This is a genomic window from Micromonospora sp. NPDC023888, from assembly GCF_040639415.1.
Lineage (GTDB): Bacteria > Actinomycetota > Actinomycetes > Mycobacteriales > Micromonosporaceae > Micromonospora.
Genome location: NZ_JBEZZW010000015.1, coordinates 51298 through 77182, shown reverse-complemented (window position 1 = coordinate 77182; position 25885 = coordinate 51298). Strand labels below are relative to the sequence as shown.

The 25885-nt window shown below is 72.8% G+C and carries 26 protein-coding genes and 1 riboswitch; of the genes, 18 read left to right on the top strand and 8 right to left on the bottom strand.

The window, feature by feature from the left end; all coding sequences use genetic code 11:
• Positions 1-42: 42 nt before the first annotated feature.
• On the top strand, positions 43-1452 hold the full coding sequence (gene gltX / locus AB0F61_RS16055) for a glutamate--tRNA ligase (RefSeq protein WP_357809642.1): 1410 nt from the start codon (positions 43-45) through the stop codon (positions 1450-1452).
• 172 nt (positions 1453-1624) lie between these two features.
• Here gltX and AB0F61_RS16050 read toward each other — a convergent pair whose 3' ends face one another.
• Positions 1625-2218 carry a copper resistance CopC family protein gene (locus AB0F61_RS16050; RefSeq protein ID WP_357809640.1) on the bottom strand — a complete coding sequence of 198 codons (594 nt, stop codon included), beginning with the start codon at positions 2216-2218 and terminating at the stop codon, positions 1625-1627.
• Positions 2219-2470: 252 nt separating this feature from the next.
• Here AB0F61_RS16050 and AB0F61_RS16045 point away from each other — a divergent pair, with 252 nt between their 5' ends.
• Positions 2471-3121: a hypothetical protein gene (locus AB0F61_RS16045; RefSeq protein ID WP_357809637.1), complete on the top strand. Its 651-nt coding sequence runs from the start codon at positions 2471-2473 to the stop codon at positions 3119-3121.
• A gap of 32 nt (positions 3122-3153) precedes the next feature.
• Here AB0F61_RS16045 and AB0F61_RS16040 read toward each other — a convergent pair whose 3' ends face one another.
• The gene (locus AB0F61_RS16040) at positions 3154-3474 is read right to left on the bottom strand and encodes a hypothetical protein (RefSeq protein ID WP_357809634.1); all 321 of its coding nucleotides are present in this window, start codon (positions 3472-3474) and stop codon (positions 3154-3156) included.
• A 212-nt stretch (positions 3475-3686) separates the two neighbouring features.
• Positions 3687-4229 carry a phosphoribosyltransferase family protein gene (locus AB0F61_RS16035; RefSeq protein WP_357809631.1) on the bottom strand — a complete coding sequence of 181 codons (543 nt, stop codon included), beginning with the start codon at positions 4227-4229 and terminating at the stop codon, positions 3687-3689.
• 120 nt (positions 4230-4349) lie between these two features.
• Between AB0F61_RS16035 and AB0F61_RS16030 the strand changes: the two genes are divergently transcribed.
• The 7 genes from AB0F61_RS16030 to fabF all read left to right on the top strand — a co-directional run bounded on the left by AB0F61_RS16030 (position 4350) and on the right by fabF (position 11027).
• A complete protein-coding gene (locus tag AB0F61_RS16030; protein WP_357809628.1) occupies positions 4350-5555 on the top strand; it encodes a histidine kinase in 1206 nt (401 codons plus the stop codon).
• Positions 5552-6259, top strand: coding sequence for a response regulator transcription factor (locus AB0F61_RS16025; protein WP_357809625.1), 708 nt, complete (start codon positions 5552-5554; stop codon positions 6257-6259). The genes AB0F61_RS16030 and AB0F61_RS16025 overlap by 4 nt, the downstream gene beginning before the upstream one ends.
• Positions 6237-7529 (top strand): helix-turn-helix domain-containing protein, encoded by a 1293-nt coding sequence (locus tag AB0F61_RS16020; protein WP_357809858.1) that lies wholly within the window; start codon positions 6237-6239, stop codon positions 7527-7529. The genes AB0F61_RS16025 and AB0F61_RS16020 overlap by 23 nt, the downstream gene beginning before the upstream one ends.
• A 78-nt stretch (positions 7530-7607) precedes the next feature.
• Positions 7608-8534 (top strand): ACP S-malonyltransferase, encoded by a 927-nt coding sequence (locus AB0F61_RS16015; RefSeq protein ID WP_357809622.1) that lies wholly within the window; start codon positions 7608-7610, stop codon positions 8532-8534.
• Positions 8531-9475 (top strand): beta-ketoacyl-ACP synthase III, encoded by a 945-nt coding sequence (locus AB0F61_RS16010; protein ID WP_355028091.1) that lies wholly within the window; start codon positions 8531-8533, stop codon positions 9473-9475. The genes AB0F61_RS16015 and AB0F61_RS16010 overlap by 4 nt, the downstream gene beginning before the upstream one ends.
• Positions 9476-9558: 83 nt before the next feature.
• Positions 9559-9798, top strand: a complete 240-nt coding sequence (locus AB0F61_RS16005; protein WP_030330276.1) for an acyl carrier protein — start codon at positions 9559-9561, stop codon at positions 9796-9798.
• A 2-nt stretch (positions 9799-9800) separates the two neighbouring features.
• Entirely contained in the window at positions 9801-11027 is a 1227-nt protein-coding gene (gene fabF / locus AB0F61_RS16000) for a beta-ketoacyl-ACP synthase II (RefSeq protein ID WP_357809619.1), read from the top strand.
• 79 nt (positions 11028-11106) lie between these two features.
• Here the strand turns inward: fabF and AB0F61_RS15995 are convergent, their stop codons facing one another.
• The gene (locus tag AB0F61_RS15995; RefSeq protein WP_357809616.1) at positions 11107-11325 is read right to left on the bottom strand and encodes a hypothetical protein; all 219 of its coding nucleotides are present in this window, start codon (positions 11323-11325) and stop codon (positions 11107-11109) included.
• A 166-nt stretch (positions 11326-11491) separates the two neighbouring features.
• On the opposite strand from AB0F61_RS15995, the gene AB0F61_RS15990 reads away from it, so the two are divergent.
• A complete protein-coding gene (locus AB0F61_RS15990; RefSeq protein ID WP_357809613.1) occupies positions 11492-13378 on the top strand; it encodes an NAD-binding protein in 1887 nt (628 codons plus the stop codon).
• A 4-nt stretch (positions 13379-13382) separates the two neighbouring features.
• Here AB0F61_RS15990 and AB0F61_RS15985 read toward each other — a convergent pair whose 3' ends face one another.
• On the bottom strand, positions 13383-15116 hold the full coding sequence (locus tag AB0F61_RS15985; RefSeq protein ID WP_357809610.1) for a glycoside hydrolase family 3 protein: 1734 nt from the start codon (positions 15114-15116) through the stop codon (positions 13383-13385).
• Positions 15117-15204: 88 nt separating this feature from the next.
• Positions 15205-15696: a DUF3145 domain-containing protein gene (locus AB0F61_RS15980; RefSeq protein WP_112700027.1), complete on the bottom strand. Its 492-nt coding sequence runs from the start codon at positions 15694-15696 to the stop codon at positions 15205-15207.
• A gap of 308 nt (positions 15697-16004) precedes the next feature.
• Between AB0F61_RS15980 and AB0F61_RS15975 the strand changes: the two genes are divergently transcribed.
• Complete coding sequence (locus AB0F61_RS15975) at positions 16005-16334, top strand: hypothetical protein (protein WP_030330285.1); 330 nt, start codon at positions 16005-16007, stop codon at positions 16332-16334.
• A gap of 207 nt (positions 16335-16541) precedes the next feature.
• Here the strand turns inward: AB0F61_RS15975 and AB0F61_RS15970 are convergent, their stop codons facing one another.
• Positions 16542-17168 (bottom strand): carbonic anhydrase, encoded by a 627-nt coding sequence (locus AB0F61_RS15970; protein ID WP_357809607.1) that lies wholly within the window; start codon positions 17166-17168, stop codon positions 16542-16544.
• Positions 17169-17338: 170 nt separating this feature from the next.
• On the opposite strand from AB0F61_RS15970, the gene AB0F61_RS15965 reads away from it, so the two are divergent.
• The 5 genes from AB0F61_RS15965 to AB0F61_RS15945 all read left to right on the top strand — a co-directional run bounded on the left by AB0F61_RS15965 (position 17339) and on the right by AB0F61_RS15945 (position 23498).
• Positions 17339-18286, top strand: coding sequence for an alpha/beta hydrolase (locus AB0F61_RS15965; protein WP_357809604.1), 948 nt, complete (start codon positions 17339-17341; stop codon positions 18284-18286).
• A 108-nt stretch (positions 18287-18394) separates the two neighbouring features.
• A complete protein-coding gene (locus AB0F61_RS15960; RefSeq protein WP_357809600.1) occupies positions 18395-20509 on the top strand; it encodes an AAA family ATPase in 2115 nt (704 codons plus the stop codon).
• Positions 20510-20616: 107 nt separating this feature from the next.
• The gene (locus AB0F61_RS15955) at positions 20617-21534 is read left to right on the top strand and encodes a cation diffusion facilitator family transporter (RefSeq protein ID WP_357809597.1); all 918 of its coding nucleotides are present in this window, start codon (positions 20617-20619) and stop codon (positions 21532-21534) included.
• A 111-nt stretch (positions 21535-21645) separates the two neighbouring features.
• Positions 21646-21778, top strand: a riboswitch (cyclic di-AMP (ydaO/yuaA leader).
• Between the two features lie 56 nt (positions 21779-21834).
• Positions 21835-22851, top strand: coding sequence for a hypothetical protein (locus AB0F61_RS15950; RefSeq protein WP_357809855.1), 1017 nt, complete (start codon positions 21835-21837; stop codon positions 22849-22851).
• Positions 22852-22943: 92 nt separating this feature from the next.
• Positions 22944-23498 (top strand): hypothetical protein, encoded by a 555-nt coding sequence (locus tag AB0F61_RS15945; RefSeq protein ID WP_357809594.1) that lies wholly within the window; start codon positions 22944-22946, stop codon positions 23496-23498.
• Here the strand turns inward: AB0F61_RS15945 and AB0F61_RS15940 are convergent.
• Positions 23429-23896 (bottom strand): SRPBCC family protein, encoded by a 468-nt coding sequence (locus tag AB0F61_RS15940; RefSeq protein WP_357809592.1) that lies wholly within the window; start codon positions 23894-23896, stop codon positions 23429-23431. The genes AB0F61_RS15945 and AB0F61_RS15940 overlap by 70 nt on opposite strands.
• 187 nt (positions 23897-24083) lie before the next feature.
• Between AB0F61_RS15940 and AB0F61_RS15935 the strand changes: the two genes are divergently transcribed.
• Positions 24084-25061 carry a PfkB family carbohydrate kinase gene (locus AB0F61_RS15935; protein WP_357809589.1) on the top strand — a complete coding sequence of 326 codons (978 nt, stop codon included), beginning with the start codon at positions 24084-24086 and terminating at the stop codon, positions 25059-25061.
• On the top strand, positions 25058-25885 hold the full coding sequence (locus AB0F61_RS15930; RefSeq protein ID WP_357809587.1) for a 5'/3'-nucleotidase SurE: 828 nt from the start codon (positions 25058-25060) through the stop codon (positions 25883-25885). Before AB0F61_RS15935 ends, AB0F61_RS15930 begins: the two co-directional genes overlap by 4 nt.

Below are 25885 nucleotides of genomic sequence, written 5' to 3'. Positions count from 1 at the left end.
CCCTGGCGGAATGCGCTCGACCGTCGCCGTAGGCTGGGGGACGTGACGGTACGTGTGCGCTTCGCCCCCTCCCCGACCGGTATGTTCCACGTCGGCGGTGCCCGCTCGGCGCTGCAGAACTGGATCTACGCCAAGCAGCAGGGCGGGGTGTTCGTGCTGCGCGTGGAGGACACCGACGCGGCACGCAACAAGCCCGAGTGGACCGAGGGGATCCTCTCCGCGCTGGACTGGATCGGCATCTCCCGGGGCAGTTACGAGGGCCCGTACTTCCAGTCGGAGAACGCCGGTGAGCACCGGGCCGCCGCCGCTCGTCTCTACGACTCGGGCCGCGCCTACTACTGCGACTGCACCCGCGAGGACGTGCAGGCCCGCACCGGCTCCCAGTACCAGGGCTACGACGGCTACCACCGCGACCGTGGCCTCGGCCCGGGTCCGGGGCACGCGCTGCGCTTCCGGACGCCCGACGAGGGCACGACGGTGGTGGTCGACCTGATCCGCGGTGAGCCCACCTTCGAGAACAAGCTCATCGAGGACTTCGTCATCGCCCGGGGCGACGGCTCGCCGGTCTTCCTGCTGGCCAACGTCGTCGACGACATGACCATGGGGATCACCCACGTGATCCGGGCCGAGGAGCACCTGCCCAACACGCCCAAGCAGCAGTTGCTCTGGGACGCCCTCGGGGTCAAGCCGCCGATCTGGGCGCACGTGCCGGTGGTGGTCAACGAGAAGCGGCAGAAGCTCTCCAAGCGCCGGGACAAGGTCGCCCTGGAGGCGTACCGCGACGAGGGCTACCTCGCCGGCGCGATGCGCAACTACCTGATGCTGCTCGGCTGGGCGCCGTCGGGCGACCGGGAGATCGTCCCCTGGTCGGTCATCGAGGACGAGTTCCGGCTCGAGGAGGTCAACCCCTCCCCCGCCTTCTTCGACGAGAAGAAGCTGCGCGCGTTCAACGGCGAGTACATTCGCGCGCTGTCCGTGCCCGACTTCATCGACGCCTGCCAGCCGTGGCTGACCGGCACCGGGACGATCGCGCCGCCGCCCTGGCAGCCGGAGGAGTTCGACGCCGACGCGTTCGCCGCCGTCGCACCGCTGGCCCAGACCCGGCTCGCGCTGCTCAGCGAGATCGTGCCGAACGTCGACTTCCTGTTCCTCGCCTCGCCGCTTGTCGACGAGGCCGCCTGGACCAAGACGATGAAGGACGGCTCGGCGGAGCTGCTCGACGACGCCATCGCGGCGTTCGAGACGCTGGGGTCGTGGGATGCCGAAGCGCTGAAGTCGACGCTGGAGGCGGTCGGCGCCGAGCGTGGCCTCAAGCTCGGCAAGACGCAGGCACCGGTGCGGGTCGCGGTCACCGGCCGCACCGTGGGCCTGCCGCTGTTCGAGTCGCTGGAGGTGCTCGGTCGCGAGCGCACCCTCACGCGGATGCGCGCCGCCCGACTCCGCCTGGTCTGACTGTCGCTCCACGACGCGTCAAGAACGCGTCGCCGGCGTAACTCCCCATCGCCCTGCCTTTGCTCTGCACCCCAATAGGCACCGGTCGCAGACCGTAGCCGTCGCATCCGCGGGTGCAGAGCAAAGGCAGAGCCGCACACCTGACTCACCGGGAGCGGTGAGTATCAGAGGGTCAGCCAACTCGGCGGCGACGGCGGAACACGAGGCCGGCTGCGAGTGCGGCGAGCAGCAGCAGGCCGCCGAGCGCCCAGACCCACCAGCGACCGCCGGAGTCGGACTGCTCCGACGCCGCCGGCCGAGCGACGGCCGTCAAGCTGCCAGGTGTCTCCGACGCGGGCCCGGCGGAGGGTGCGCCGACGGCCGAAGGCGAACCGGCCGGGCTGGTGCCGGCGGCAGCCGACGGGTTGGCGGCGGCCCCGGTCGTGAGGGTGAACCGCACCTCGCCCTTCACCGGGTGCCCGTCGCTGGACGCGAGTTGGTAGCCGACGATGTAGAGCCCCGCGGCGGCGGGTTTGAACGGCACCCGCACGCGGCTGCCGTCGAAGACGGGTGGGCCGCCAGCGGCCACATTGTCCGGTCCCGTTATTGTGATCTTCGTCGTAGCCGGTGCGGGCTTGGCGAGGAACCGCAGCTCGATCCGAGCGGGGGCCGTCGCCACTCGGGCACCGTCGCGCGGATTGCTGCCGGTCAGCGAGTTGTGCGCGGCGGCCGGAGCGGCGGGCGCCAGAAACGACACACCGAACGCCACGCCGAGCACCACTGGCACAACCCGCGCCGTACGTGTAACCCTGCCCCCCATGAACCCCTCCGTAAGGGTACGATCCGCCCGCTGATCAAACGGCTCCTCATTAGTCGAGCAGAGATCGCAGATAGTTCCAATTACTGTTCCAGAAGCTGCAACTCATCGACGTTTTGCGGAGTCTGTAGTTGTAGGCCCGGCCCTCTGGTCGGCGTCGCATCGGCAGACCGCTCCAGGCGTCACACCGAAGCCATCCATCGAACGGGGCGAGGAGGCGGGATGGTCCGACACATGAGGCGGTTGGCCGCCGTGTTGGCGGGCGCGCTCGCGACGGCGCTGCTGTCGCTCGGCACCGCCGGCCCGGCCTCGGCGGCGCCGAACCCGGCACCAGCCGGGGTGGACATCACCGGCGAAGGGCTCTCCGCGCCCCTGCGGCTACGCGCGGACAAGCAACCCGCCCACGTGGGCGCGGTCATCGACCAGGTCAACTTCCTCGCGCGCACCGGCATGGCGACCGGCCCGAAACCGGCCGACCTCGGTCCGAAGTACACGGTCGTGGTGTTCGCCGGTGAGACGCCGCAGCAGACCTACGACCTGTATCCCAGGGCGGTTGGCGGCCCGCGGGTCTACCGGCCGGCGAAGCAGCCGGACGCCCGCAAGATCAGCGCTGGTTGGTTCCTGGGTCGGCTCAGCATGTCCGAGACCCTGCGCACCGCCGGTGTGCCGTTGGAGCGGCAGTTCGACACGGTCAGCGGTGGTGCGGGCGGTGGCGAACGGGTGCTCCCGGAGGACACGCTCGACCCGGCGAAGGACCTCGACGACGCGCTCGGCGATCTGCAGCGCCTGCTGCTGCTCAACGTCGGGGTGATGCTGACGATCACGGTCGGCCTCGCCGGGATCGCCCTGCTGATCCGCCGTCGTACCCGCTGACTCCTGGCCGCCGTCGCCCAGGCGCCGGCGGCTCAGCACCAGCGGCGGGGCGGGCGCTCCCGGCGGGTGGCCCGTGGGCGCGGCCGGACCGGGCCGTGCCGGTGGGCGCCGGCCCAGCCAGGAAGTTCGCTGAGGCAACCAGCGGGGACGTCCGTGTCGGGCTCGGCCCAGGCGGAAGCCTCGGCGGAGCGCTGACGCGGGAGCGCGGTCTCGTCGTCGGGCCGCGGCTCCACCGGGTGCGACGGCGCGCCGGCGGCCGGCCGACGGTGCTTGCCAGCCACCTGCGGGTCGTGGTGCCCCGGCCGGCAGGGCTCGCCCTGGGCGCAGCCGTGCTCGGCCTCCCCGTGCGCCATTCCCGGTCTCCTCACGCTCGCCTCACCCGCGGGTCCTGCCCCGACGTGCCCCTGTCACCGTACTGGCCGGGGCCGACGGGCCGCGCGCAGCGTACCTGGGGTCGGCACCGGCCAGCTCACGAAGACGACGGTGAGCGCGGAACCCGCTCGCGCAGTTCACAGCTTCTTTTTGTGCCGTTCACGCGGAGGCCGCAGCCCGAGCGGGCGGGCGCTCACCGGACGCGGTGCGCCTCCAGGTCGGCCCGGCGCAGGAGCGCCCGCAACGCCACGCCGTGAGCGGCGAGCGCCTCGGCCCCACCCTCGACGCGGTCGATGACGCAGAGGGCGTGCTTCACCCGGGCACCCAGTTCGCGTAGTTGGCCGGTGGAGATGACCACCTGCCCGCCGGAGGTGACCACGTCCTCGACCACCAGCACCTGCCGTCCGACCACGTCCGCCCCCTCGGCCAGCCGGGCCGTCCCGTACGGCTTCGCGTTCTTGCGGACGAACGCGCAGGGCAGCCCGGTGTGCCGGCCGAGCGCGGTCACCACCGGGATACCGCCCATCTCCAACCCGGCCAACACCTCGGTGCCCGTCGGGACCAGGTGCACGAGGTGGGCGGCCACCCGGTCCAGCAGGCGGGGGTCGGCCTCGAAGCGGTACTTGTCGAAGTACTCGTCGGCGGTCCGCCCGGAGCGCAGCACGAACGTGCCGGTCAGTCGGCAGGCCGCGTCGATCTCGCGGGCCAGGGCGGCCAGGGTTTCCGGGGCGGTCATGATGATCATTATCGCCGGGCCGGGACCGGCCCCGCGTACCCCTTTCGACGCATGTCGACGCCGTCGGACTCCTCCTCCGGTCGGTGTCCCGGGGTCGGCGGCTGTGGTGGGATCGTCGGTATGCGACCGCCACCGTGGCTCGGATCCGGCACCGTCGGCCGCGACCTCGCGCTCGCCGCCGCGTCGCTGGCCGGCGGCCTGGTGCTCTACGCCCTGGGTTGGCAGCCGCAGGTCCGTCCGAACACGGGCGTGCCGTCGGCGCTGTTCCTACCGCCGCTGCTGGTGATGTGCGTGGCCGTGGGCATGCGTCGGGTCGCCCCACGCGCCAGCCTGGCCGTGGGCACCGGGGCGCTGGTCGTGGACACCGCGCTCGGCAACTCACTGGGCACGATGCTGGTCTACACGCAGGTGCTCTACGACGCCTGCGTGTACGGCCCGCCACGGCTGTGGCGGTGGCTGCTGCGGGTCACCATCGGACTGAGCCTGGTCGGTGCCGTCGTCGGCGTAGCCTCCTTCAACAACTGGCGCGGGGTCACCATCGGGGTGCTGGTGGTGCTCGCCGGACTGCTGCCGGTCCTGACCGGGATCAGCGTGCGGCAGTACCGCGACCAGGCGGCCGCCGAGCGGGCGCGGGCCGAGCAGACCGCCCGGCTTGTCGAGTTGGACCGCCAGCAGGCGGTGAGCGCGGAACGGGCCCGGATGGCGCGGGAGTTGCACGACGTCGTCGCCAACCACCTCAGCGCGGTCGCCATCCACGCGACCGCCGTGCTGTCCGTACCCGGCCTGGATCGGGGTCAGGTCTCCTCGGCGTTGCGGGTGATCCGGGAGAGCAGCGTGCAGGGCCTGGCGGAGATGCGTCAGATGATCGAGTTGCTGCGCGAGCCGGCGACCGGTCGCGGGGTGGCTCCGGCGGGTGACGGCCCGGCGCTGCCGGAGGTGGTCACCGCTCGGCTCGCCGAGGCGGACGGGTTGGTCGAGCGGATCCAGGCCGCCGGCCTCGCGGTGCGGGTGCGCACCGACGGCACCCCGGGCCCGCTGCCGGTGGGGGTGGACCTCGCCGCGTACCGGATCGTGCAGGAGTCGCTCACCAACGCGCTCAAGCACGGCACGGGTGAGGCGGAGCTGACCATCGCGTACCGGCCGGCGGAGGTGGTGGTGACGGTGGAGAATCCGGTGCGCTCGCCCGGGGCCGGGTTGCCGGGCGCCGGGGCCGGGCTGATCGGGATGCGGGAGCGGGCCACGCTGCTGGCCGGGCGGTTCACCGCCGGGCCGCGGGACGGGCGCTGGCAGGTCCGGGCCGCGCTGCCCACCGGGGAGGTCGGGTGACCGGGCCGGCGGACGACGCGATCGTGCGGGTGGTGCTTGCCGACGACCAGCCGGCGGTACGCGCCGGACTGGTCCTGATCCTGGGCGCCGCCCCCGGTCTCGCGGTGGTGGGCGAGGCGGCCGACGGCGACGAGGCGGTGCGGCTGTGCCGGGAGTTGCGCCCGGACGTGGCGGTGCTGGACGTCCGCATGCCCCGCCGGGACGGGATCTCCGCGACCCGGACGATCGTCACCGACCTGCTCGCCGACGTGCTGGTGCTCACCACCTTCGACCTCGACGAGTACGTCTTCGGCGCGCTGCGCGCCGGCGCGGCCGGGTTCCTGCTCAAGGACACCGACGCCGAAGGCCTGGTGGCAGCGGTGCGGACGGTGGCGCGTGGCGACGGGTTCATCGCCCCCGCGGTGACCCGCCGGTTGATCGCGGCCTTCGCGGCCACCGCGCCCGGCGCGTCGGCGGACACCCGGACCGCGCTGGGCACCCTCACCCCGCGGGAACGCGACGTGTTGGCCTGCCTCGGCCTGGGCCTGTCCAACCAGCAGATCGCCGACCGGCTGGCGCTGGCGGAGAGCACCACCAAGACGCACGTGAGCCGGATCCTGGCGAAACTGGGGCTGCGCAGCCGGGTGCAGGCCGCGATCCTGGCCCAGGAGCTGGGTCTGCCCACTCCCCCGCAACCTTGGCCTGCTCACGACGTGTCAGGCTAGGGCGGTGAGTACGCCGGGGGGTGGAGAGCTGGCGGCCACGCTGCGCCGGATCGAGCGTTCGGCGGGGGCGTTGGCCACCTCCAGCGTGGCCCGGATGGACGAGACGCTGCCGTGGTTCCGGGCGCTGCCGGCCGACCAGCGATCCTGGGTGATGCTGGTGGCCCAGGCGGGCGCCCGGTCGCTGGTGCAGTGGCTGAGCGAGGGTGGCGGCACCGCGGACAGCACCCAGGAGGTCTCGGACGAGGTCTTCGCCGCGGCCCCGCAGGCGCTGGCCCGGTCGATCACCCTCCAGCAGACCGTCGCGTTGATCAAGGTGACCATCGACGTGGTCGAGGAGCAGGTCTCGCAGCTGGCCGCCGAGGGTGAGGAGCAGCAGCTACGCGAAGCGGTGCTCCGCTTCTCCCGGGAGATCGCGTTCGCCGCCGCCCGGGTGTACGCGCGGGCAGCCGAGTCACGCGGCGCGTGGGACGCCCGGTTGCAGGCCCTGCTCGTCGACGCGCTGTTGCGCGGTGACTCGCCAGACGTGCTGGCCAGCCGGGCCGCCGCGCTCGGCTGGGCGGACGCGCCGCCGGTGGCGGTGGCGGTCGGTCGGTCGCCGGGCGGGGAGGTCTCCGCGGTGCTGCACGTGGTCTACCGGCAGGCCCGCCGGATCGGTGTGGAGGTGATCGGCGGGGTGCACGGCGACCGCCTGGTGATCGTGCTGGGCGGCGCGGCGGACCCGCTCACCGCCACCGCCAAGCTGCTCAGCGCGTTCGGCGACGGGCCGGTGGTGGTCGGTCCGGCCGTGCCGAGCCTGGACGAGGCGACCGAGTCGGCGCGGGCCGCGCTGTCCGGTTTCCGGGCGGCGCCGGCCTGGCCCGGCGCTCCCCGTCCGGTGCCGGCCGCGGATCTGTTGCCCGAGCGGGCGCTGGCCGGCGACGCGGAGGCTCGTCGGCGGTTGCGCCACGACGTGTACGCGACGCTGGTGCGCGCCGGCGGCGAGTTGCTGGCGACCCTGGACGCCTTCCTGGCCGCCGGTGGCACGCTGGAGAGCGCCGCCCGCGCGTTGTTCGTCCATCCGAACACGGTGCGTTACCGGCTGCGGCGGATCGCCGAGGTGACCGGCTTCTCGCCGCTGTCGCCCCGCGACGCGTTCGCACTTCAGGTCGCGTTGACAGTGGGTCGGTTGGATCCGGTTGTCCCGCTCTCCTCGACCGTACCGAGTCAGACAATGACCCCGGCAACCCGGAAAACGGCACAAAATGAGGATGATACCCGCCGATTTTTGTAGGAAACCTCTAAACGTTCTAGTGTGGTTTGGTCGGGGGCGGCACAGCGTTACCCGCGCGAATCCGGGAGAGTCATAGGCGTGCTCGCCGTACTTAGCCCCGGCCAGGGTTCTCAGAAACCCGGCTTCCTGACCCCCTGGCTCGACCTGACCGGCACCGAGGCGCGGCTGCGCGAGTGGTCGGCGTTGGCCGAGGTCGACCTGGTGCACCTGGGCACCGCCGCCGACGCGGTCGAGATCATGGACACTGCCCGCACGCAGCCGCTGCTGGTCGCCGCGGCGTTGCTCGCGGCCGAGCACCTGCCACTGGACGCCGTCGGGCTCACCGCCGGGCACAGCGTCGGCGAGTTGGGCGCCGCCGCCCTCGCCGGTGTGCTGACCCCCGAAGCCGCGATCACCCTCGCCGGCGTACGCGGCCGGGAGATGGCCGCCGCCTGCGCGCTGGAGCCCACCGGGATGGCCGCGATGCTGGGTGGCGACCCGGACGAGGTGCTCACCGCCATCGAGGCGCACGGGCTGTACGCGGCCAACCGCAACGGCGCCGGGCAGACCGTCGCCGCCGGCGCGGTGGACGGGCTCGACAAACTCGTCGCCGAGCCGCCCGCCCGGACCCGGGTCATCCGGCTCAAGGTGGCCGGCGCTTTCCACACCCCGTACATGGCCCCGGCCGCGACCGCGCTCGCCAAGGTCGCCGCCGGGATCACCCCCGCCGACCCCGCCCGGACCCTGCTCTCGAACCTCGACGGCACCGCCGTCGACAACGGCCAGGAGTTGGTGCGGCGCCTCGTCCGCCAGGTCACCGCGCCGGTGCGCTGGGACCTGTGCATGCGTACGCTGGCCGACCTCGGGGTCACCGGCGTGATCGAGCTGCCGCCCGCCGGCACCCTCGCCGGGCTGGTCAAGCGGGAACTCAAGGGCGATGGCGCCCCGGAGATCGTCACCCTGAACACCCCGGACGACCTGCCGGCCGCACGGGACCTGATCGCCCGCATCGGAGGTCGTTCATGACTGGCAGTCGCATCGTCTCGATGGGGCACTACCAGCCCTCGCGGGTGGTGACCAACGACGACATCGCCCAGCTCGTCGACACCAACGACGAGTGGATCCGCGACCGCGTCGGCATCGTCAGCCGGCGGATCGCCGACACCGAGACGGTGGCCGACATGGCCGCTGCCGCCGCCGGCAAGGCGCTTGCCAACTCGGGCCTGACCGCCGCCGACATCGACCTGGTCGTGGTCGCCACCTGCACGTCGATCGACCGCAGCCCCAACGTGGCCTGCCGGGTCGCCGCCAAGCTGGGCATCACCGCCCCGGGCGCGTACGACCTGAACACCGCCTGCTCGGGCTTCGCGTACGCGCTGGGCACCGTCGACCACGCCATCCGGGCCGGCGCGTCGCGCAACGCGATAGTCATCGGCGCGGAGAAGCTGTCCGACTTCACCGACTGGACCGACCGCTCCACCTGCATCATCTTCGCCGACGGCGCCGGTGCGGCGGTGGTCACCGCCACCGCCGACGACGAGCCGGCCGGGATCGGCCCGGTGGTCTGGGGTTCGGTGCCGGAGAAGAGCGACGCGGTCCGCATCGAGGGCTGGCGCCCGTACGTCCAGCAGGAGGGGCAGGCGGTGTTCCGCTGGGCCACCACCGAGCTGGCGCCGCTCGCCCTGCAGGCCTGCGAGCGGGCCGGGGTCGACCCGTCGGAGCTGGCCGCGTTCGTGCCGCACCAGGCCAACGCCCGGATCATCGACGGCATCGCCAAGCGGCTCAACATCCCCAACGCGATCATCGCGAAGGACATCGTCGAGTCCGGCAACACCTCCGCCGCGAGCGTGCCGCTGGCCCTGTCCAAGCTGGTCGAGCGCCGGGAGGTGCCCTCGGGCGCACCGGTGCTGCTGTTCGGTTTCGGCGGTGGCCTGACCTACGCCGGTCAGGTCGTCCGCTGCCCCTGAAGACCCCCTTCGGCGTACGCGCCGAGGAGTGGCGGTCGGCGACGCCGTCCGTCGGACAACCCCGATGAAAGGAACCAACCGCAATGACCCGTGACGAGATCACCACCGGCCTCGCCGAGATCCTCGAAGAGGTTGCCGGAGTGAACCCGGACGACGTGGCCGAGGGGAAGTCCTTCACCGACGACCTCGACGTCGACTCGCTCTCCATGGTGGAGGTCGTGGTGGCCGCCGAGGAGAAGTTCGGCGTCAAGATCCCGGACAACGAGGTGCAGAACCTCAAGACCGTCGGTGACGCCGTCAGCTACATCGCGGCGCAGTCCTGATCATGAGTCGTCCTGACGTCGTCGTCACCGGGCTCGGCGCGACGACCCCGCTTGGCGGGGACGTCGCGTCGACCTGGGACGCCATGCTCGCCGGCCGCTCCGGGGTGAGTGCCCTCACCCAGGAGTGGGCCGCGCAACTGCCGGTCCGGATCGCCGCCCAGTTGGCAGTGGAACCGTCCGAGGTGCTGGACCGGGTCCGACTGCGCCGACTGGACCGCTCCGAGGCGATCGCGATCATCGCGGCGCAACAGGCCTGGGCGGACGCCGGCCTCGCCGGGTCCGACCTCGACGGGGAGCGGCTGGCCGTCAGCGTCGGCTCCGGCATCGGCGGTGCCACCACCCTGCTCGCCCAGGACGACATCCTCGAAGCGTCCGGGCCGCGGCGGGTGTCCCCGCACACCATCCCGATGCTGATGCCGAACGGTCCGGCCGCCTGGGTCGGGCTGGAGCTGGGCGCCAAGGCCGGAGTGCACGCGGTGGCCAGCGCCTGCGCCACCGGTGCCGAGGCGATCGCTCTGGGCCTGGACATCATCCGTTCCGGCCGGGCCGACGTGGTCGTGGCCGGCGGCACCGAGGCGGTCATCCACCCGCTGCCGATCGCCGGTTTCAGCTCGATGCGGGCCATGTCGACCCGCAACGACGAGCCGGAGCGCGCCTCCCGCCCGTGGGACCGGGGCCGCGACGGCTTCGTCCTCGGTGAGGGCGCCGGCATCCTGGTGCTGGAACGGGCCGAGCACGCCGCAGCCCGGGGCGCCCGGGTGTACGCGCGGCTCGCCGGGGCCGGCATCACGTCCGACGCGTACGACATCGTGCAGCCGCACGCCGAGGGCGAGGGCGCCATCCGGGCCATCGCCAAGGCGATCGCGGACGCGGGCGTGGCCAAGCGGGACATCGTGCACGTCAACGCGCACGCCACCTCGACGCCGGTCGGTGACATGCTGGAGATCGGCGGGCTGCACAAGGCTCTCGGCGACCACCCGGTGCTGTCCGCGACCAAGTCGATGACCGGTCACCTGCTCGGTGCGGCCGGCGCGCTGGAGTCGATCGCCACCATCCTGGCCATCCGCGACAGTGTCGTCCCTCCGACGATCAACCTCGACGACCCGGAGCCCGGTCTCACGCTTGATGTCGCCGCGCACAAGGCACGCCACATGGAGATCCCCGCCGCGTTGAACAACGCGTTCGGCTTCGGCGGCCACAACGTGGCGCTCGTCTTCGCCCGCCCCTGAGCGGCGGCACGGCAACGCCCTGGACGTGGGGAAGGCCCCTTCTTGTCGCTCCGGCGACGAGGAGGGGCCTTCGCTTCGTTCACGCCCGGTTGCGGGGGTGCTGCTTCGCGGTGCGTTCGTTGCCGTGGCGGTAGTTGCCGGTCCACCGGGCCATCACCGCCTGCGGGTCGTCGTCGACCTCGGCGAGGAACTGCGCAGCGCGGGCGCCACGCAGGGTGCCCGCCGCCCGTCCGTGGTGCGTGATCACGACCGTGCCGTCGGCCCGTTGGACGTACCGGAATCCCTCTGCCGTTCCCATGTCTGGAGGTTGTCAGCCCGACCGAGCGGAAGCGACTCGATTTCGGTCGACCGGTCAGCTCGCGCAGGTGGTGGCGGGTGAGGCCACGCCGAGCGCGACTACCGTGCCCGCGGACGCCGATCCGCGGGGGATCGGCTGCCTGGTCGACCACAGCTACCATGCGGGCGTGCCCGAAGACAGCGCGGACGGCATCGACCCGGAACCAGGCCAACGGTTCGTGGTCTGCGGCGACAACGCTCTGGCCCGCCGACTGATCACCGAACTGGTCGACCGGTACGGCGTCTCGGTCACCGTCCTGCTGCCGTCGTTGACCGACAATCACGCGCCGGACATCGCCGATCTCGCGTCGGACGCCGAGGCGGCGGGGCCACGTCCCGAGGTGGTGGTGGCCCGCCGGCTGACCGCCGAGGTTCTGGACCGCGTCGGCGTACGGACTGCGGCGGCGGTCGCGCTGGTCAGTGCCGACGATGTGGCAAACGTGGACGCCGCGTTGATCATTCGGGAGTTCGACCCGGACGTCCGGATCGTGGTCCGCTTGTTCAACCCGGTGCTCGGCGAGGGCGTGTCCACCATGCTCGGTGACTGCGCGGTTCTGTCCGGTTCGGAGATCGCCGCGCCCGCGTTCGTCGCGGCCACGCTTGGCGACGACACGCCAACCTTCCTCCGGCTACCCGACGACGAGTTGCTGCGCACGGCGACCCGGGACGCGATCGACCCGGCGACCACGGACGTGGTCTGCGCGCTTGCCGACACCAGCGGCCCCGAGCCGATCACTCTGCCGGAAGACGAGGATTCCGCCGATCTGCTGCTGGTGCGGGCGTACGGCCGACGGCCTCCGGTCCGGGCCCGACCTCGCCGCCGTCTGCTGCGGACCGCCCGGCTGGTCCTCGGCAGACGCCTGCGCTGGGCCCTGGGCGCCTCGGCCGCGCTGCTCGCCGCCGGCAGCGTCCTGCTCGGGCAGGCCCGGGACCTGGACCCGGTGCAGGCTGGCTACCTGACATTGCTCACCGCCCTGGGCAGCGCGGACGCGAACCCGGCCGGGTCGCTGGTGGAAAAGCTCACCGCTCTGCTGCTGGTCATCACCGGCGTGGCCCTGGTCCCCACGGTGACCGCGCTGGTGGTCGATTCGGTGGTACGGGCCCGGCTGGCAGTCGCGGCCGGTCGACTCACCGACCCGCTCGACGACCATGTGATCGTCGTCGGGCTGGGCAACGTCGGCACCCGGGTGGTGCAGGAACTGCATTCGTTCGGTGTCACAGTGGTGGCGGTGGACCGGGCGCCGACCGCCCGTGGGGTGGCGGTGGCCCGCGAACTGGGCGTGCCGTTCCTCATCGGCGACGCGACCAGCCCGGAGACGTTGCGGGCGGCGTCCGTGTCGACCTGCCGCGCCCTTGTGGTGCTCTGCGCGGATGACGTGACAAACCTGGAGACCGCACTGCTCGGGCGATCGCTGCACAGGACGGCGACCGGCGGTGTGGCGGCTCCTCTGCGGGTGGTGCTGCGGCTGTTCGACGAGGGGTTCGCGCAGCGGGTGCAGCGCGCCTTCGGGATCAACCACTCGCGCAGCGTCTCGTACCTCGCGGCGCCGGCGTTCGCCGCGGCCATGATGGGCCGCGAGGTGATCGACACGATCTCGGTGGGTCGGCGGGTCCTGCTGGTGGCCGAGTTGCCGGTCGGGGCCGGCTCGGATCTGGAAGGCCGCTCCTGTCCGCAGGTCAGCCGCCGCCCGCGCGAGGCCCGGGTGATAGCGATGCGGACCGGGCGGGCTGGGCAGACGATCTGGTCGCTGCCGCAACGGCGGCCTCTGGTGCGTACCGACCGGCTGCTTGTCGTCGCCACCCGGGCCGGGCTGGCAGCGCTGCTCGCCCGCACGGTGGCCAGCGCCGACCCGCCGCCGATGTCGCCTGCCACGATCGGCGGGACGCCACTACGGCTGCTGCGCCCACCGGCAACGCGCCACCCGGCTGGTCCGCCGGAAGCGACCGCTCCACCACACCCTGAGCCCTCCGGGACAGACCCCACCGATCAACCGGCGGCCGAGGGCGGACGCTGAGCGGTCAGCTCGCGCAGGTGGTGGCGGGCAGGCCGGGCACGGCCACCGGGGAACGGCCTCCCGGCCGGGCCTTGCCGGCCAGCACGGCGGCCAGCGCGGTCATGGACGCCCGGCTGGAGGAGTACGTGGCGAGCAACGTCGGTGACGTCGCACCGCTCAGCACGTACGGGGTGTCCATGGCGACGGTGACCGCGGCGTCGGCGCGCAGGTCCTTGGCGCCGTCGCCGTAGCCCACCAGGTGCACGATCGTGCCTCCACTGGCCTTGACCGGCACCCCGGCGGCGGTGAGCGCGGCGGTGAGCGCGGCCCGGGTGCCGTCCCGGCCACCGGAGGAGGTGACGGTGACCGGCCCGCGTACCGGGCCACCGCAGGTGCCGCGCAGCACGGTGACGGCGGCGGCGGCCAGCGCGTCGGCCGCGGCGCGGTGAGCCGGGGCGTTGAGCGTGGACATCTGCGCGGGCGGGGTCTCCGCCAGCCGGAACTTCATGGTCAGCACCCGGGTGACCGCCTCGACCAGCCGGGCGCGGGGCAGTGAACCGCCGCGCAGCGCGGCGAGCAGCCCGTCGTACGCCTGACCGACGTTCGGGGTCATCAGGATGAGGTCGTTGCCGGCGTTCAGTGCCCGGACCGCCGCCTCGCCGGGAGCCCAGCGCTTCGCGGGCGGCATGTTCATCCCGTCGGTGATCACCACGCCCTTGAAGCCGAGCTGACCGCGCAGCACGTCGGTGAGGAGTTTGTGGGAGAAGGTCGCCGGGGTCATCGGGTCGATCGCGCGCGCGTCCAGGTGCCCGGACATCACCGCCATCGCCCCGGCGTCGATGCCGGCGGTGAACGGCGGCCACGCGCCGCTCTGCAACGCCGCGGCCGACTGGGTGAGCACCGGCAGATCCTGGTGCGAGTCGTCGGCGCTGTGGCCGTGCCCGGGGAAGTGCTTCAGGGTGGCCGCGACGCCCTCCGCCTGGAGACCACGGACGGCGCCGCCCACCTGCGCCGCGGCCTGCTTCGGGTCGGCGCCGTAGGAGCGGGAGCCGATGACGGTGCTGCGGGTGGCCAGCACGTCGGCCACCGGGGCGAAGTCGACGTTGATTCCCATCGCCGCCAGCTCGGCGCCGGCGGCCCGCCAGGCGGCCTCGGTCAGCTTCGGGTCGCCGGCCGCGCCCGCCGCGAGGGCGCTGGGCAGCACGGTGACGCCGTCGGTCACCCGGGTCACGACGCCGTACTCCTGGTCGGTGCCGATCAGCAGTGGCGCGGGGCCGGCGGCGAGTCGACCCGCGGCGGCACGCAGCCCGCTGGTGAGTTCGTGCACCTGCTTCGGGTTGTCGACGTTCGTGGTCTCCTGGTTGCCCTTGGTCGGGTCGTCGGCGCTGAAACCGACGAGGATCAGGCCACCCAGCCGGTACTTGGTGATCATGTCGGCGGGGGTGTCGACCCCGGCGAGGGCCTGGTTGCCGGCGGCCGAGCCGGCGGAGACCTTCGTCGCCGAGTCGCCGTAGGCGTACGGCATCAGCACCTGGCCGACAAGGTCTTCGTCGGAGAGCGTGGCGACGAGCGCCGCGGCCCGGGCGGCGGGGTCGCTGGACGGCGTCGGGGCGGGGGCGCTCGGGGCGGCGGATGCGCCGACCGGGCTGGTCGTCGGCGCGGGCCGTTCGGGGCCACCTGAGCAGCCGGAGACGAGCAGGGCGGTCAGGGCGGCGACTGCGACAGTGGCGCGCCACGGGCGATTCGACACGCCGCCCATCCCACCAGCTTCCCCCTTATCGGGGCAACTTGACCTTACCGGTCGAGGCCGGTCCGACGGCGTACGGCCAGCGGACCGGGCGGCCGGGTCAGCCGACGCGGGTGAGCAAGGTCACCGGCGCGCCGTCGCCGGCGTACCGGTAGGGCTCCAGGTCGGCGTCCCACGCGGTGCCGAGCGCTTTGTCCAGGGCGTGCGCAAGGGCCTCCGGCGCCCGGGAGGCGACCATCAGGGCTCGTAGCCGGTCCTCGCCGAGCTGGATGTCGCCGGCCACGCCGACGGTGGCCCGGAACAGGCCCCGGGCCGGCACGTACATGAACCGCTCGCCGTCGGCGCCGGGACTCGGCTCCTCGGTGACCTCGAAACGGATCATGGGCCACTGCCGTAGGGCAGCAGCCAGCTCGGCGCCCGTCCCCGGACGACCGGTCCACCCGCACTCGGCCCGGCGTGCGCCGGGGTCGACGGGCTGAGCCGTCCACTGCAGGTTGACCGGCGCGGCTAGGACGCGCGCGATCGCCCACTCGACGTGCGAGCACACGGCGAGCGGGGTCGAGTGGACGTATACGACGCCACGCGTTGGCACGGTGACCTCCCGGAGAGCGAGGTGCGTCTTCCCCTACGACCTCGTCCACCCAGGTGGTTGCTGCAACACATGATGACTTGTGGGGCAGGTGGTGCGCCAGGGAATCGGAAAAAACGCCGGCCGGAATAGCCGGACGGGTGGCTCCCGTTACCTCTCAGGACACCGCGACGACCAGCATGGTGTCGTGGTCATGTACAGTTCCACCGGCGGCTTATGCCGCGTTACATCTTCGCGGGCCGAGCGCAGTGTGGTCCGCACACAGCCCCCGGACGTCCAGTCCTCCCGTACGTCTTGCAAGGAGTACCTCCGTGGCGAGCAACACCTCTAAGACCGCGCGCGCGTCCGTCCGGGCCGGCCAGGCTGGCCAGGGTGGCGCCCTCAGCGTGCTGGGCGAGTTCAAGTACCTCATCCCGCTCAACGGCGGCAAGCACGCCTACGTGCGGAACCTGACCAACGGCAAGACCGCGCACCTGCGTACGGACTCCGACGCCTTCGTCGAGGAGATCCGCGTGCTGGCCGCGGCCGGCCACGCCGCCAAGATCCGGGCCGAGATCAACAACCTGGCTGCCACCCACCCGGGTGACGGCTGGGAGGCCACCGAGAAGCGCTTGGTCGCGGCCGGCGTCTTCGAGGGCTGAGCCCTCCCTCACCGCACCACGCAGAGCGCCCGCCGGGAGTCCCGGCGGGCGCTTTCGCGTGTCCGGCGCGAGATCCACTCGACTTCACGGAAACCGGGGTGTCCCGGCGGGCCGGACACCCCGACATCACGAAACCCGAGTCGATCATGCGCGCGGAGCGAGGACATGCGCGCGGAGCGCGGATCGGTCGAGCGCGGCGAGGGCGGGTCAGGCCGGATCGAGCAGGGCGACCTCGCCGGTGGCCAGGTCGTAGAGGCCGCCGACCACTGCCACCCGTCCGGCGGCGACCGGCCCGGCGAGCAGGTCGTCGCGGCGCAGCGTGCCGACCGTCCGCCGGACGTGCCGGCGGATCGCGAGCGGCAGCACCGCCGGGTCGTCGGTCCCCACCCCGGTCACCGCCGGGGCGATCTCGTCCACCAGGTACGCCAGCGAGCCACCGGGACGCTCCCCGCTACGCACCGCCTCCACGGTGGCGCCGACGGCCCCGCACCGCTCGTGGCCGAGGACCATCACCAGCGGTACGCCGAGCTGGCCCACCACGTACTCGATCGACCCGCGGACCGCCCGATCGAGGACGTGCCCACCGGTACGGATCACGCAGATCGCGCCGAAGGTCTGGTCGAAGATCGCCTCCAGTGGCACCCGCGAGTCGATGCAGCCGAGCACCACGGCGTACGGCTGCTGGTCGCCCGAGGCGGCGGCCGCGGCGGCCGTGACGTCGTGCCCGTGGATCGGCTGCCCGCTGACGAACCGCCGGTTGCCGGCGAGCAGGTCGGCAAGCGCGGCGCGAGGAGTGCCGCCGGCCTGCCGCCGCTGCCCCGACGTCTCGCCCATGGGCGTTCCCGACGACCCCATGCCGTCCAGCTTGGCCCGCCGCCGGCCAGCACGGGTGGGGTCGGGAATGTTGGCCGCGGCGCGATTGACGTGCTGTCCTGGTGGGTAGCCGGTGTTACCAGCGGGTATCGGAGGTGCCGGTGGTGCCGGGCGGCCTTGGGGAGGTGGCGATGCCGGAGCGGTTCGAGGTCGCTCTGCCCGACGGCGTACGGCTCAACGTCGAGGCGACCGGGCCAGCGGACGCCCAGGTCACCGCCATCCTGCTGCATGGCTGGACGTTGGACGGGCGCGCCTGGCACCGGCAGGTCGACGCGCTCACCGCGGCGTCGGCCGGCGGGCCGGTGCGGGTGGTCACCTACGACGCGCGGGGGCACGGCCGGTCCAGTTGCATGGCGTTGCCCACTGCCACCCTGGCCCAACTCGGCGACGACCTGGCCGCGGTGCTGGACACGGTGGCGCCGGTCGGGCCGGTGGTCCTGGTCGGGCACTCGATGGGCGGCATGACGATCATGGAGTACGCCCACCGCCATCCCGCACACTTCGCCGCCCGTACGGCCGGGTTGGTCTTCGTGTCGACGACCGCCGAGGGGCACACCCACACCGTCTACGGGCTCTCGCCGCGGATCGCCCGACTGATCCGGCTGGCCGAGACGACAGGCGCCGGTGTGCTGGCCCGGTGCGGCTCGTGGCGAACGCCCCGGACGCTGCTGAACGCGCTGCAACCGAGCATCCGGTGGATGCTCTTCGGGGACCGCTGCGACCCGGCCGACATCCGGCTGGTGACCTCTGCGGTGGCTCGTGCCTCGCTGCGGTCGATCGGCGGGTTCCGTGCCTCCATCGGCACCCAGCACCGCCTGGACACGCTCGCCGCGTTGGCGCACCTGCCGGCCGCCGCCCTGGTCGGCGACCGGGACCGGCTCACCCCGCCGCCGTGCGCCGAGTCGATCGCCGCGGCCCTGCCGGCCACCGAGCTGACCGTCTGCCCGGGCGCCGGACACATGTTGATGTTGGAGCGCCCGGACGAGGTGAACGCCGCGCTGACCGGCGTGCTGCGCCGGGTGCTCGCCGAACCGACGCCCGGAATCCATGGTGCGGCCTCCGCCGGGACGGGTGTCTGAGCGCGTTGCCGCACCTCGGGCGCGGAGGGCCCGGCCCGGGGCCGTACCCTTCTGCGGTTGGCTTGCGCGGTTCCCGCCGCCCGCCGGCGACAGTCGAAGGAGCGTGCGTTGACCGACCAGACCGGCCTGGAGCAGGAGATTGCCGTCGAGCAACGACACCTCGACCGGGTGTACGCCCGACTGGCCGAACTGCGGCGCTCGGCGGTCCGCGCCGAGCGGGACGGCTACCGGATGGCCCGGGTGGGCACGTACGGTTCGCTTGTCGAGCGGGACGCGATGGTCTTCCACGCGGCGCAGCGGCGGCACGTCCTGGACGCCGAGTACGAGGGGCTGGTCTTCGGCCGGCTTGACCTGCGTGACCGGCAGGTGCTGCACGTGGGGCGACTCGGGATCCGGGACGAGGACACCACCACCCTTGTCGTCGACTGGCGGGCACCGGCCGCCGCCGCCTTCTACCAGGCCACGCCGGCGCAGCCGCTGGACGTGGTGCGTCGCCGCACCATCCAGTCCCGTGCGGAGCGGGTCACCCGGATTGAGGACGACCTGCTGGACCCGAACGCCGCACCGGAGGGGATGACTGTCGTCGGCGACGGCGCCCTGCTGGCCACGCTGTCCAAGGCGACCGGCCGGGGCATGCGGGACATCGTGGCGACCATCCAACGGGAGCAGGACGAGGCGATCCGTTCGCCCGGCTCCGGGGTGACGATCGTCGCGGGCGGCCCGGGCACCGGCAAGACCGCTGTCGCCCTGCACCGGGCGGCGTTCCTGCTCTATTCCGACCGCAGCCGGTACGCCGGCGGCGGCATCCTGGTGGTCGGCCCCTCGGGGGTCTTCGTCGAGTACATCGCCTCGGTGCTGCCCTCCCTCGGTGAGGACACCGCCACCCTGCACTCGCTTGGCACCCTCTTTCCGGGGATGACCGCCACCCGCACCGACCCGCCCGAGGTGGCCGCGGTGAAGGGCTCGCTGCGGATGCGCCGGGTGTTGGAACGCGCGGTCCGCGACGCGGTGCCGGGCGGCCCGGGTGAGCTGCGGCTGCTCTACCGGGGCACGCTGCTGCGGCTGGACCGGGCCGAACTGGACCGGATCCGGGACCGCGCGCTGCATCGCGGCGCCCGCCGCAACGAGGTGCGCCGGGCCGGCTTCGACGGGGTGTTCGCCGCGCTCTGGGCGCAGGCCCGCGAGGTGGGCATCCGACTGCCGGAGCAGCGGACCTTCGAGGCGGAGATCGCCGAGCGGGCCGAGTTCCGGGAGTTCCTCAAGGCGTGGTGGCCCCGGCTGCACCCTCGGCACGTGCTCGGTTGGCTGGCCCGACCCGACCGGCTGCGCCGGTACGCCGCCCAGATCCTCTCCACCGCGGAGATCCGGCTGCTCAGCGCGGCGTACCGGAGCCTGGACTCCGACGGGTTGACCATCGCCGACATCGCGCTGCTCGACGAGTTGGACGCCCTGCTCGGCAAGCCCCCGCAGCCGGCCAAGGCCCGCCGCGACCCGTTCCAACTCGCCGGCGGCGTACGCGAGCTGAGCACCGCCAGTGACCGGCAGCGGGCGGCGCGGGCGGCGGCCCGGGAGCGTCCGGAGGACTACCGGGATTACGCGCACGTGGTGGTGGACGAGGCACAGGACGTCTCGCCGATGCAGTGGCGGATGGTCGGACGGCGTGGCCGGTTGGCTTCCTGGACGGTGGTCGGTGACCCCGCCCAGACCGCGTGGACCGGCGACCCCGACGAGCTGGACCGGGCCCGGGACCAGGCGCTGGGTCGGCGCAAGCGGCACGATTTCACGCTTACCACCAACTACCGCAACTCCTCGGAGATCTTCGCGGTGGCGGCGGCGGAGATCCGCCGGCTCTACCCTGACCTGCCGCTGCCGACCGCCGTGCGCTCCACCGGGGTCGACCCGGTCGAGTTGGTGGTGCCCGCGACCGGGTTGGAGACCGCCGTCGTGAAGGCGGCCGCCGGGCTGCTGGCCGAGGTGGAGGGCACGGTCGGGGTGATCACGCCGGTCCCCCGCCGCGACGAGGTCGCCGGTTGGCTCGACGCGCTCGACGCGCCGCGCCTACAGGTCGTGACCAGCCTGGAGGCCAAGGGCATGGAGTACGACGGGGTCGTGCTTGTCGCGCCGAGCGAGATCCGGGCGGATCCGGGTGCGGGGGTACGCACCCTGTACGTGGCGCTCTCCCGGGCCACGCAGCGACTCACCACCATCGATCCGACCGGCTGATCCGGGGCAAATCGCCTGGCGGGCCAGCGGCCCACCCCATACTTGCATACATAGCGATGTGAACATACATTTGACCGGGCCCCGACCGGCGGCGGAAGGTGGATCTCGTGGGCGCAGGTCATGACCACCACCATGGGTCGGTCGCCAATGCCGCACACCAGCACAGGGGGCGACTCTGGGCGGCGTTCGGGCTGCTCGCCACCCTGATGGTGGTCGAGGCGGTGGCCGCCCTGCACACCGGCTCACTCGCCCTGCTCTCCGACGCCGGGCACATGTTCACCGACGTGCTCGGCATCGGGATGGCGCTCGCCGCGATCACCGCGACCCGGCGGGCCACCGCCGACCCGCAACGCACCTTCGGGCTCTACCGACTCGAGGTGCTCGCCGCGCTCGCCAACGCCGTCCTGCTCTCCGGCGTCGCGATCTACGTGGTGATCGAGGCGATCCGCCGCTTCGGCGACCCGCACGAGGTCATCGCCGGCCCGATGCTCGCGGTGGCCGTGCTCGGCCTGCTCGCCAACATCGCCGCCTTCGCCCTGCTCCGCGCCGGAGCCAAGGAGAGCATCAACCTCCAGGGTGCCTACCTGGAGGTGCTCGGCGACCTGCTCGGCTCGGTCGGCGTGATCGGCGCGGCACTGCTCATCGCCGTCACCGACTGGTGGTGGGCCGACCCGCTGGTCGCCGTCGCCATCGGCGTGTTCATCCTGCCGCGCACCTGGCGGCTGGCCCGGGCCGCCATCCGCATCCTGGTGCAGGCCGCCCCGGAACATCTCCAGGTGACCGCCGTGCACGACCGGCTGGCCGCCGTCCCCGGGGTGGTCGAGGTGCACGACCTGCACGTCTGGACGCTCACCTCAGGCATGGACGTGGCCTCCGCGCACCTGACCATGGCACCCGGCGCGGAGGTCGGCGCGGTGCTCACCGCGGCGCGTACCGCCCTGCACGACGACTTCCGGATCGAACACGCGACGTTGCAGATCGAGCCCGGCGCCGCCTCCGGAGCCTGCGGCTCGATCGAGTGGTGACAATTTTCTGGTGACGACCTACGCACCGTGTGTCACATCGGCTGCAACTGCCCCACCGGCACCGGTAGGCTCGGTCCCGGCCTCCACCAGGCGGCGCCCTCCAGGCGCCGGTGGCGGTCGCCGCCTAATCGCCCAACCGGGCGAACCGGGGAACCACCGTTCCTGGGGTGCATCCGCGTCAGCGGTAGGGATCTTCCGTCCCGAACCCGTCAGCTAACCCGGTCGGCGGCTGACGGAAGGACATGCGCAGTGGCACCAGCACGACCCCCCGCCGCCCGACTGGCGGCCCTGATCGTCGCGATGTTCGCCCTCGGCGTCGCGCTCCCGGCCGGCACCGCCTCGGCCGCTCCCCCGACCGGCCTGCGGGCCGCCGCCGCACCCGACTCCGACGAGGAGGGCGGCACCCCTTCGCTACGCGCCCAACTCGAGGCCGCCAGCAAGGGCTATCTGGACGCGAAACGCGCTCTGGACACCTCCGTGCAGCGGCAGCAGCAGCTCGCCACCCAACTGAAGACCATCGAGGTCGAGCTCAACCAACGCAGCGGCAAGGTCGGCGAGATCGCCGGCGTGGCGTACCGCACCGGCCGGCTCGGCGTGGTGTCGGCGCTGCTCAACAGCAGCAGCCCGGAGGGCTTCATGGACCGGGCCGCCGCCCTCGATGCGGTGGCCGCCAACGAGGACCGGGTGCTGCGCGACCTGCTCGCCACCAAGGACCAGGCCAGTCGCACCCGGGCCGCCCTGAACGGCGAGATCGTCGAACAACGCAAGCAGGTCGCGGTGATGTCCAAGCGCAAGGACCAGGCCGAACGGGCGCTGACCGTGGCCAACACCCCCAAGCCGCAGACCACCGCCGACACCGGCTCCAACCGGGGCACCTCCACCGCCAACGCCAAGCCGGCGCCCCGTAACTCCGACGGCTCCTGGCCATCCGAATCGTGCAGCGTCAACGACCCCACGCCCGCCAGCGGCTGCATCACCCCGCGCACCCTGCACGCGCTCAACCAGGCCAAGGCCGCCGGCTTCACCCGGTACGTCTCCTGTCACCGCCCCAGCGGCTCCGGCGAGCATCCCAAGGGCCGGGCCTGCGACTTCGCCGCCCAGAAGAGCGGCTTCGGCGGTAACGCCACCGGCGGCGACAAGACGTACGGCAACAACCTGGCCGCGTACTTCATCCGCAACGCCGACCAACTCGCCGTGCTGTACGTGATCTGGTACCGGCAGATCTGGCTGCCCAGCAGCGGGTGGAAGTCGTACAGCGGCGCGGGTGGCACCCCGTCCACCGACCACACCAACCACGTACACCTGTCGGTCTACTGACCCACCCGACGTTCGGGGTACGTCCCGGGACGTACCCCGGATGTCGTCGGCGGTCGGACGACCCGGACCGGGTCGGCGGGCAGCATCGCGGTATGCGTCGGATCCCACCCAGCGCCCGCAAGGGGCTCCTCACCCTGCATCTGGTCACCTCGCTCGGCTGGCTCGGCGCCGACCTCGTGCTCCTCACCCTCGGCATCGCCGTGCAGCGCGGCGCCGACCCGGCTGTCGTCTACCCGGTCACCGCGCTGGTCGGCACGGTGCTGTTCGCGCCGCTGAGCGTCCTGGTCTGGCTGATCGGGGTCGCCAGCGCGCTGCTCACCCCCTGGGGCCTGTGGCGCTATCGCTGGGTACTGGCCAAGCTCGTGCTCACCACGGTGATGGTCGGGCTGGTGCTGTTCCTGCTCACGCCGAATCTGCGGCACGCCGGTGCGGTGGGCGCCGCCCTCCCCGCCCGCGACCGCGCCGACCTGGTGATCGCACCCGCGGTGTCGACCAGCCTGATGATCATCGCGACGGTGCTGTCCACCTACAAACCGTGGGGTCGACGTCCCGCCGCCCCACCCACCCACGGGCGGGGTCAGGCCGGGGGCGGTGGGTCGCCGGCGCGGTCGAGGGCCGGGCCGAGACGGGCCGCGAGGGCGAGGTGAGCGGCCCGCGCCTGGCGGAACGCGTACCGGAACAGTGGGGTCGGCGCGGTCAGGGTGATCTCGACGTCGATCCGGACCAGGCCGTCCGGCTCGGCGCGCAGTCGAGTGTGGTTGCGCACCGTGGTGGCGGGCCACTGGCGGGCCACCGTGACGATCTCGTCGTCCTCGATGGTCAGCACGTCCGCGTGGTACGTGGTCCGGAAGCGCAGTGGGCCGGCCACCAGCCTGTCGTTGATCGTGTAGCTGGCCCGGGCGCCGGGTCGGGTCGGCACCTGACGGACCCGGACGATCAGCGGATGCAGCTCGCCCTGCCGGGTCAGGTCACTGAGCATCGCCGCCGCCTCGGCCAGCGAACACCGGGCCTGGACGGTGTAGCTGAAGGTATCGCTGCTGAGCACACGTCTCCCACCGTCGTTTGTCGCACGATCGTCCCGTACCGATGTCTGGCTGGCAACGCCGGACGGCCGCCGATGCCCGGACGAACCCCGGCCGATGAGATGCCGCACCGCCAGTTGTCGCATTAGGGTCGGTTGATGATGAATCACCCGACCGCGCGAAGGGCGACACCATGAGCGGCGACGACGGATGAGCGGCCACGTGATGGTCTTCGCGCCCACCCCGCAGCTCACGGTCACCGTGGACCAGCCGAACGAGCACCCCGAGCTGCATCTGCACCCCGGCGGGCAGGGCGTCTGGCAGGCCCGGATGGCGATGTCGCTCGGTGTCGACGTGGTGCTGTGCGCCGCCCTCGGCGGTGAGATCGGCCAGGTGCTGGAGCCACTCCTGGTCAGCGAGGGCGTGGACCTCAAGGTGGTGGTCCGGGACTCCGGCAGCGGTGGGTACGTGCACGACCGCCGGGGCGGCTCACGTCAGGAGATCGCCGACGTACCCGGGCAGCCGCTGAGCCGACACGAGCTGGACGAGCTGTACAACCTGGCCCTCGGCGAGGGCCTCCGGGCCGCGGTGAGCGTCCTCAGTGGGCCGAACGAGCCGTGGCTGGTCCCGGCCGACCTGTACCGGCGCTTCGCCGCCGACCTCGCCGCCAACGGCGGCCGGGTGGTGGTCGACCTCTCCGGCGATCACCTCGGCGCGGTGCTGGAGAGCGGCGTGTTCTTCCTCAAGGTGAGCCACGAGGAGTTGATCCGCGACGGCCGCGCCCGCAGCGACGACAGCCTGGAGCTGACCCGGACCATGTACGAGCTGCACGCCGCCGGCGCCGAGACGGTGGTGGTGAGCCGGGCCGACCAGCCGGCGCTGGCGCTCGTCGACGGGGAACTGTTCGAGGTCGAGATGCCCCGGTTGGAGGCCGCCGACCCGCGTGGCGCGGGCGACTCGATGACCGCCGGGGTGGCCGCCGTCGTGGCCCGGGGCGGAGACATCCGGACCGCCATCCGCACCGGCGCTGCCGCCGGCGCGATGAACGTGACCCGGCACGGCCTGGGCACCGGGCGACTGGACTCGATCACCGGCCTGGTCGACCGGGTCCGGCTGGTGCCGGCGGACAGCCGGCCACAGGAGCGGACCACGCCGGACGAGTTGGCCGACCGGGTGGTCGAGCGATGACGCTGCGGGTGCTGATCACCAACGACGACGGGATCGCCGCGCCCGGCATTCAGGCACTGGCCTGGGCGGCGGCACAGCGGGGCCTGGACGTGGTGGTCGCCGCGCCGCTGGAGGAGGCGAGCGGCACCAGCGCCGCGATGAGCGCCGTGGAGCGTGACGGGCGGGTCGTCGTGAACGACCACCCGCTGCCGGACCTGACGGGTGTGCCGGCGTACGGGGTGGGTGGCTCCCCCGGCTTCATCACCCTGATCGCCCTGCACGGCGCATTCGGCCCACCGCCGTCGGTGGTGCTCTCCGGCATCAACCGGGGCGCCAACGCGGGCCGGGCCGTGCTGCACTCCGGAACTGTGGGTGCCGCGTTCACCGCCGCCACGAACGGCTGCCGGGCGATGGCGGTCTCCCTCGACGTGCTCTCCGCCGGGGAGGCGACGGCAGCCAGCGGCGGTGCCGCTGTGGACGCCGCCGCCCGGGTACGCGACGCCGAGCGGCACTGGAGCACGGCCGCGCGGGTCGCCCTGGACCTGCTCCCCCGGTTGACCTCCGGGCCGATGGAGAGCGTGCTCAACGTGAACGCCCCGGACCTGCCGCACGGGCGGCTGCGCGGGGTGCGACGGGGCACGCTGGCCAGCTTCGGTCAGGTGCAGATGACGGTGGCCGAATCCGGGCATGGCTTCGTCCGTACCTCGCTGGAGGAGCCGGGGCAGGCCGCGCAGCCCGGCACGGACGTGGCGTTGCTGGCCGCCGGGTACGCGTCGGTGACCGCCATCCGAGCGGTCACCGAGGCGACGGACGTCGACCTGACCGGGCTCGACGACAAGCCCTGA

Excerpts from the sequence above, each read along its gene's own strand:
- AB0F61_RS16045 (WP_357809637.1), top strand. The coding sequence starts at position 2,471 with ATGGTCCGACACATGAGGCGGTTGGCCGCCGTGTTGGCGGGCGCGCTC.
- AB0F61_RS15985 (WP_357809610.1), bottom strand. The coding sequence starts at position 15,116 with ATGGGCGGCGTGTCGAATCGCCCGTGGCGCGCCACTGTCGCAGTCGCC.
- AB0F61_RS15970 (WP_357809607.1), bottom strand. The coding sequence starts at position 17,168 with ATGGGCGAGACGTCGGGGCAGCGGCGGCAGGCCGGCGGCACTCCTCGC.
- AB0F61_RS15935 (WP_357809589.1), top strand. The coding sequence starts at position 24,084 with ATGAGCGGCCACGTGATGGTCTTCGCGCCCACCCCGCAGCTCACGGTC.
- AB0F61_RS15965 (WP_357809604.1), top strand. The coding sequence starts at position 17,339 with ATGCCGGAGCGGTTCGAGGTCGCTCTGCCCGACGGCGTACGGCTCAAC.
- AB0F61_RS15945 (WP_357809594.1), top strand. The coding sequence starts at position 22,944 with ATGCGTCGGATCCCACCCAGCGCCCGCAAGGGGCTCCTCACCCTGCAT.
- AB0F61_RS16030 (WP_357809628.1), top strand. The coding sequence starts at position 4,350 with ATGCGACCGCCACCGTGGCTCGGATCCGGCACCGTCGGCCGCGACCTC.
- AB0F61_RS15995 (WP_357809616.1), bottom strand. The coding sequence starts at position 11,325 with ATGGGAACGGCAGAGGGATTCCGGTACGTCCAACGGGCCGACGGCACG.
- AB0F61_RS16005 (WP_030330276.1), top strand. The coding sequence starts at position 9,559 with ATGACCCGTGACGAGATCACCACCGGCCTCGCCGAGATCCTCGAAGAG.
- fabF (WP_357809619.1), top strand. The coding sequence starts at position 9,801 with ATGAGTCGTCCTGACGTCGTCGTCACCGGGCTCGGCGCGACGACCCCG.
- AB0F61_RS15950 (WP_357809855.1), top strand. The coding sequence starts at position 21,835 with ATGTTCGCCCTCGGCGTCGCGCTCCCGGCCGGCACCGCCTCGGCCGCT.
- AB0F61_RS16035 (WP_357809631.1), bottom strand. The coding sequence starts at position 4,229 with ATGACCGCCCCGGAAACCCTGGCCGCCCTGGCCCGCGAGATCGACGCG.
- AB0F61_RS15930 (WP_357809587.1), top strand. The coding sequence starts at position 25,058 with ATGACGCTGCGGGTGCTGATCACCAACGACGACGGGATCGCCGCGCCC.
- AB0F61_RS16010 (WP_355028091.1), top strand. The coding sequence starts at position 8,531 with ATGACTGGCAGTCGCATCGTCTCGATGGGGCACTACCAGCCCTCGCGG.
- AB0F61_RS16040 (WP_357809634.1), bottom strand. The coding sequence starts at position 3,474 with ATGGCGCACGGGGAGGCCGAGCACGGCTGCGCCCAGGGCGAGCCCTGC.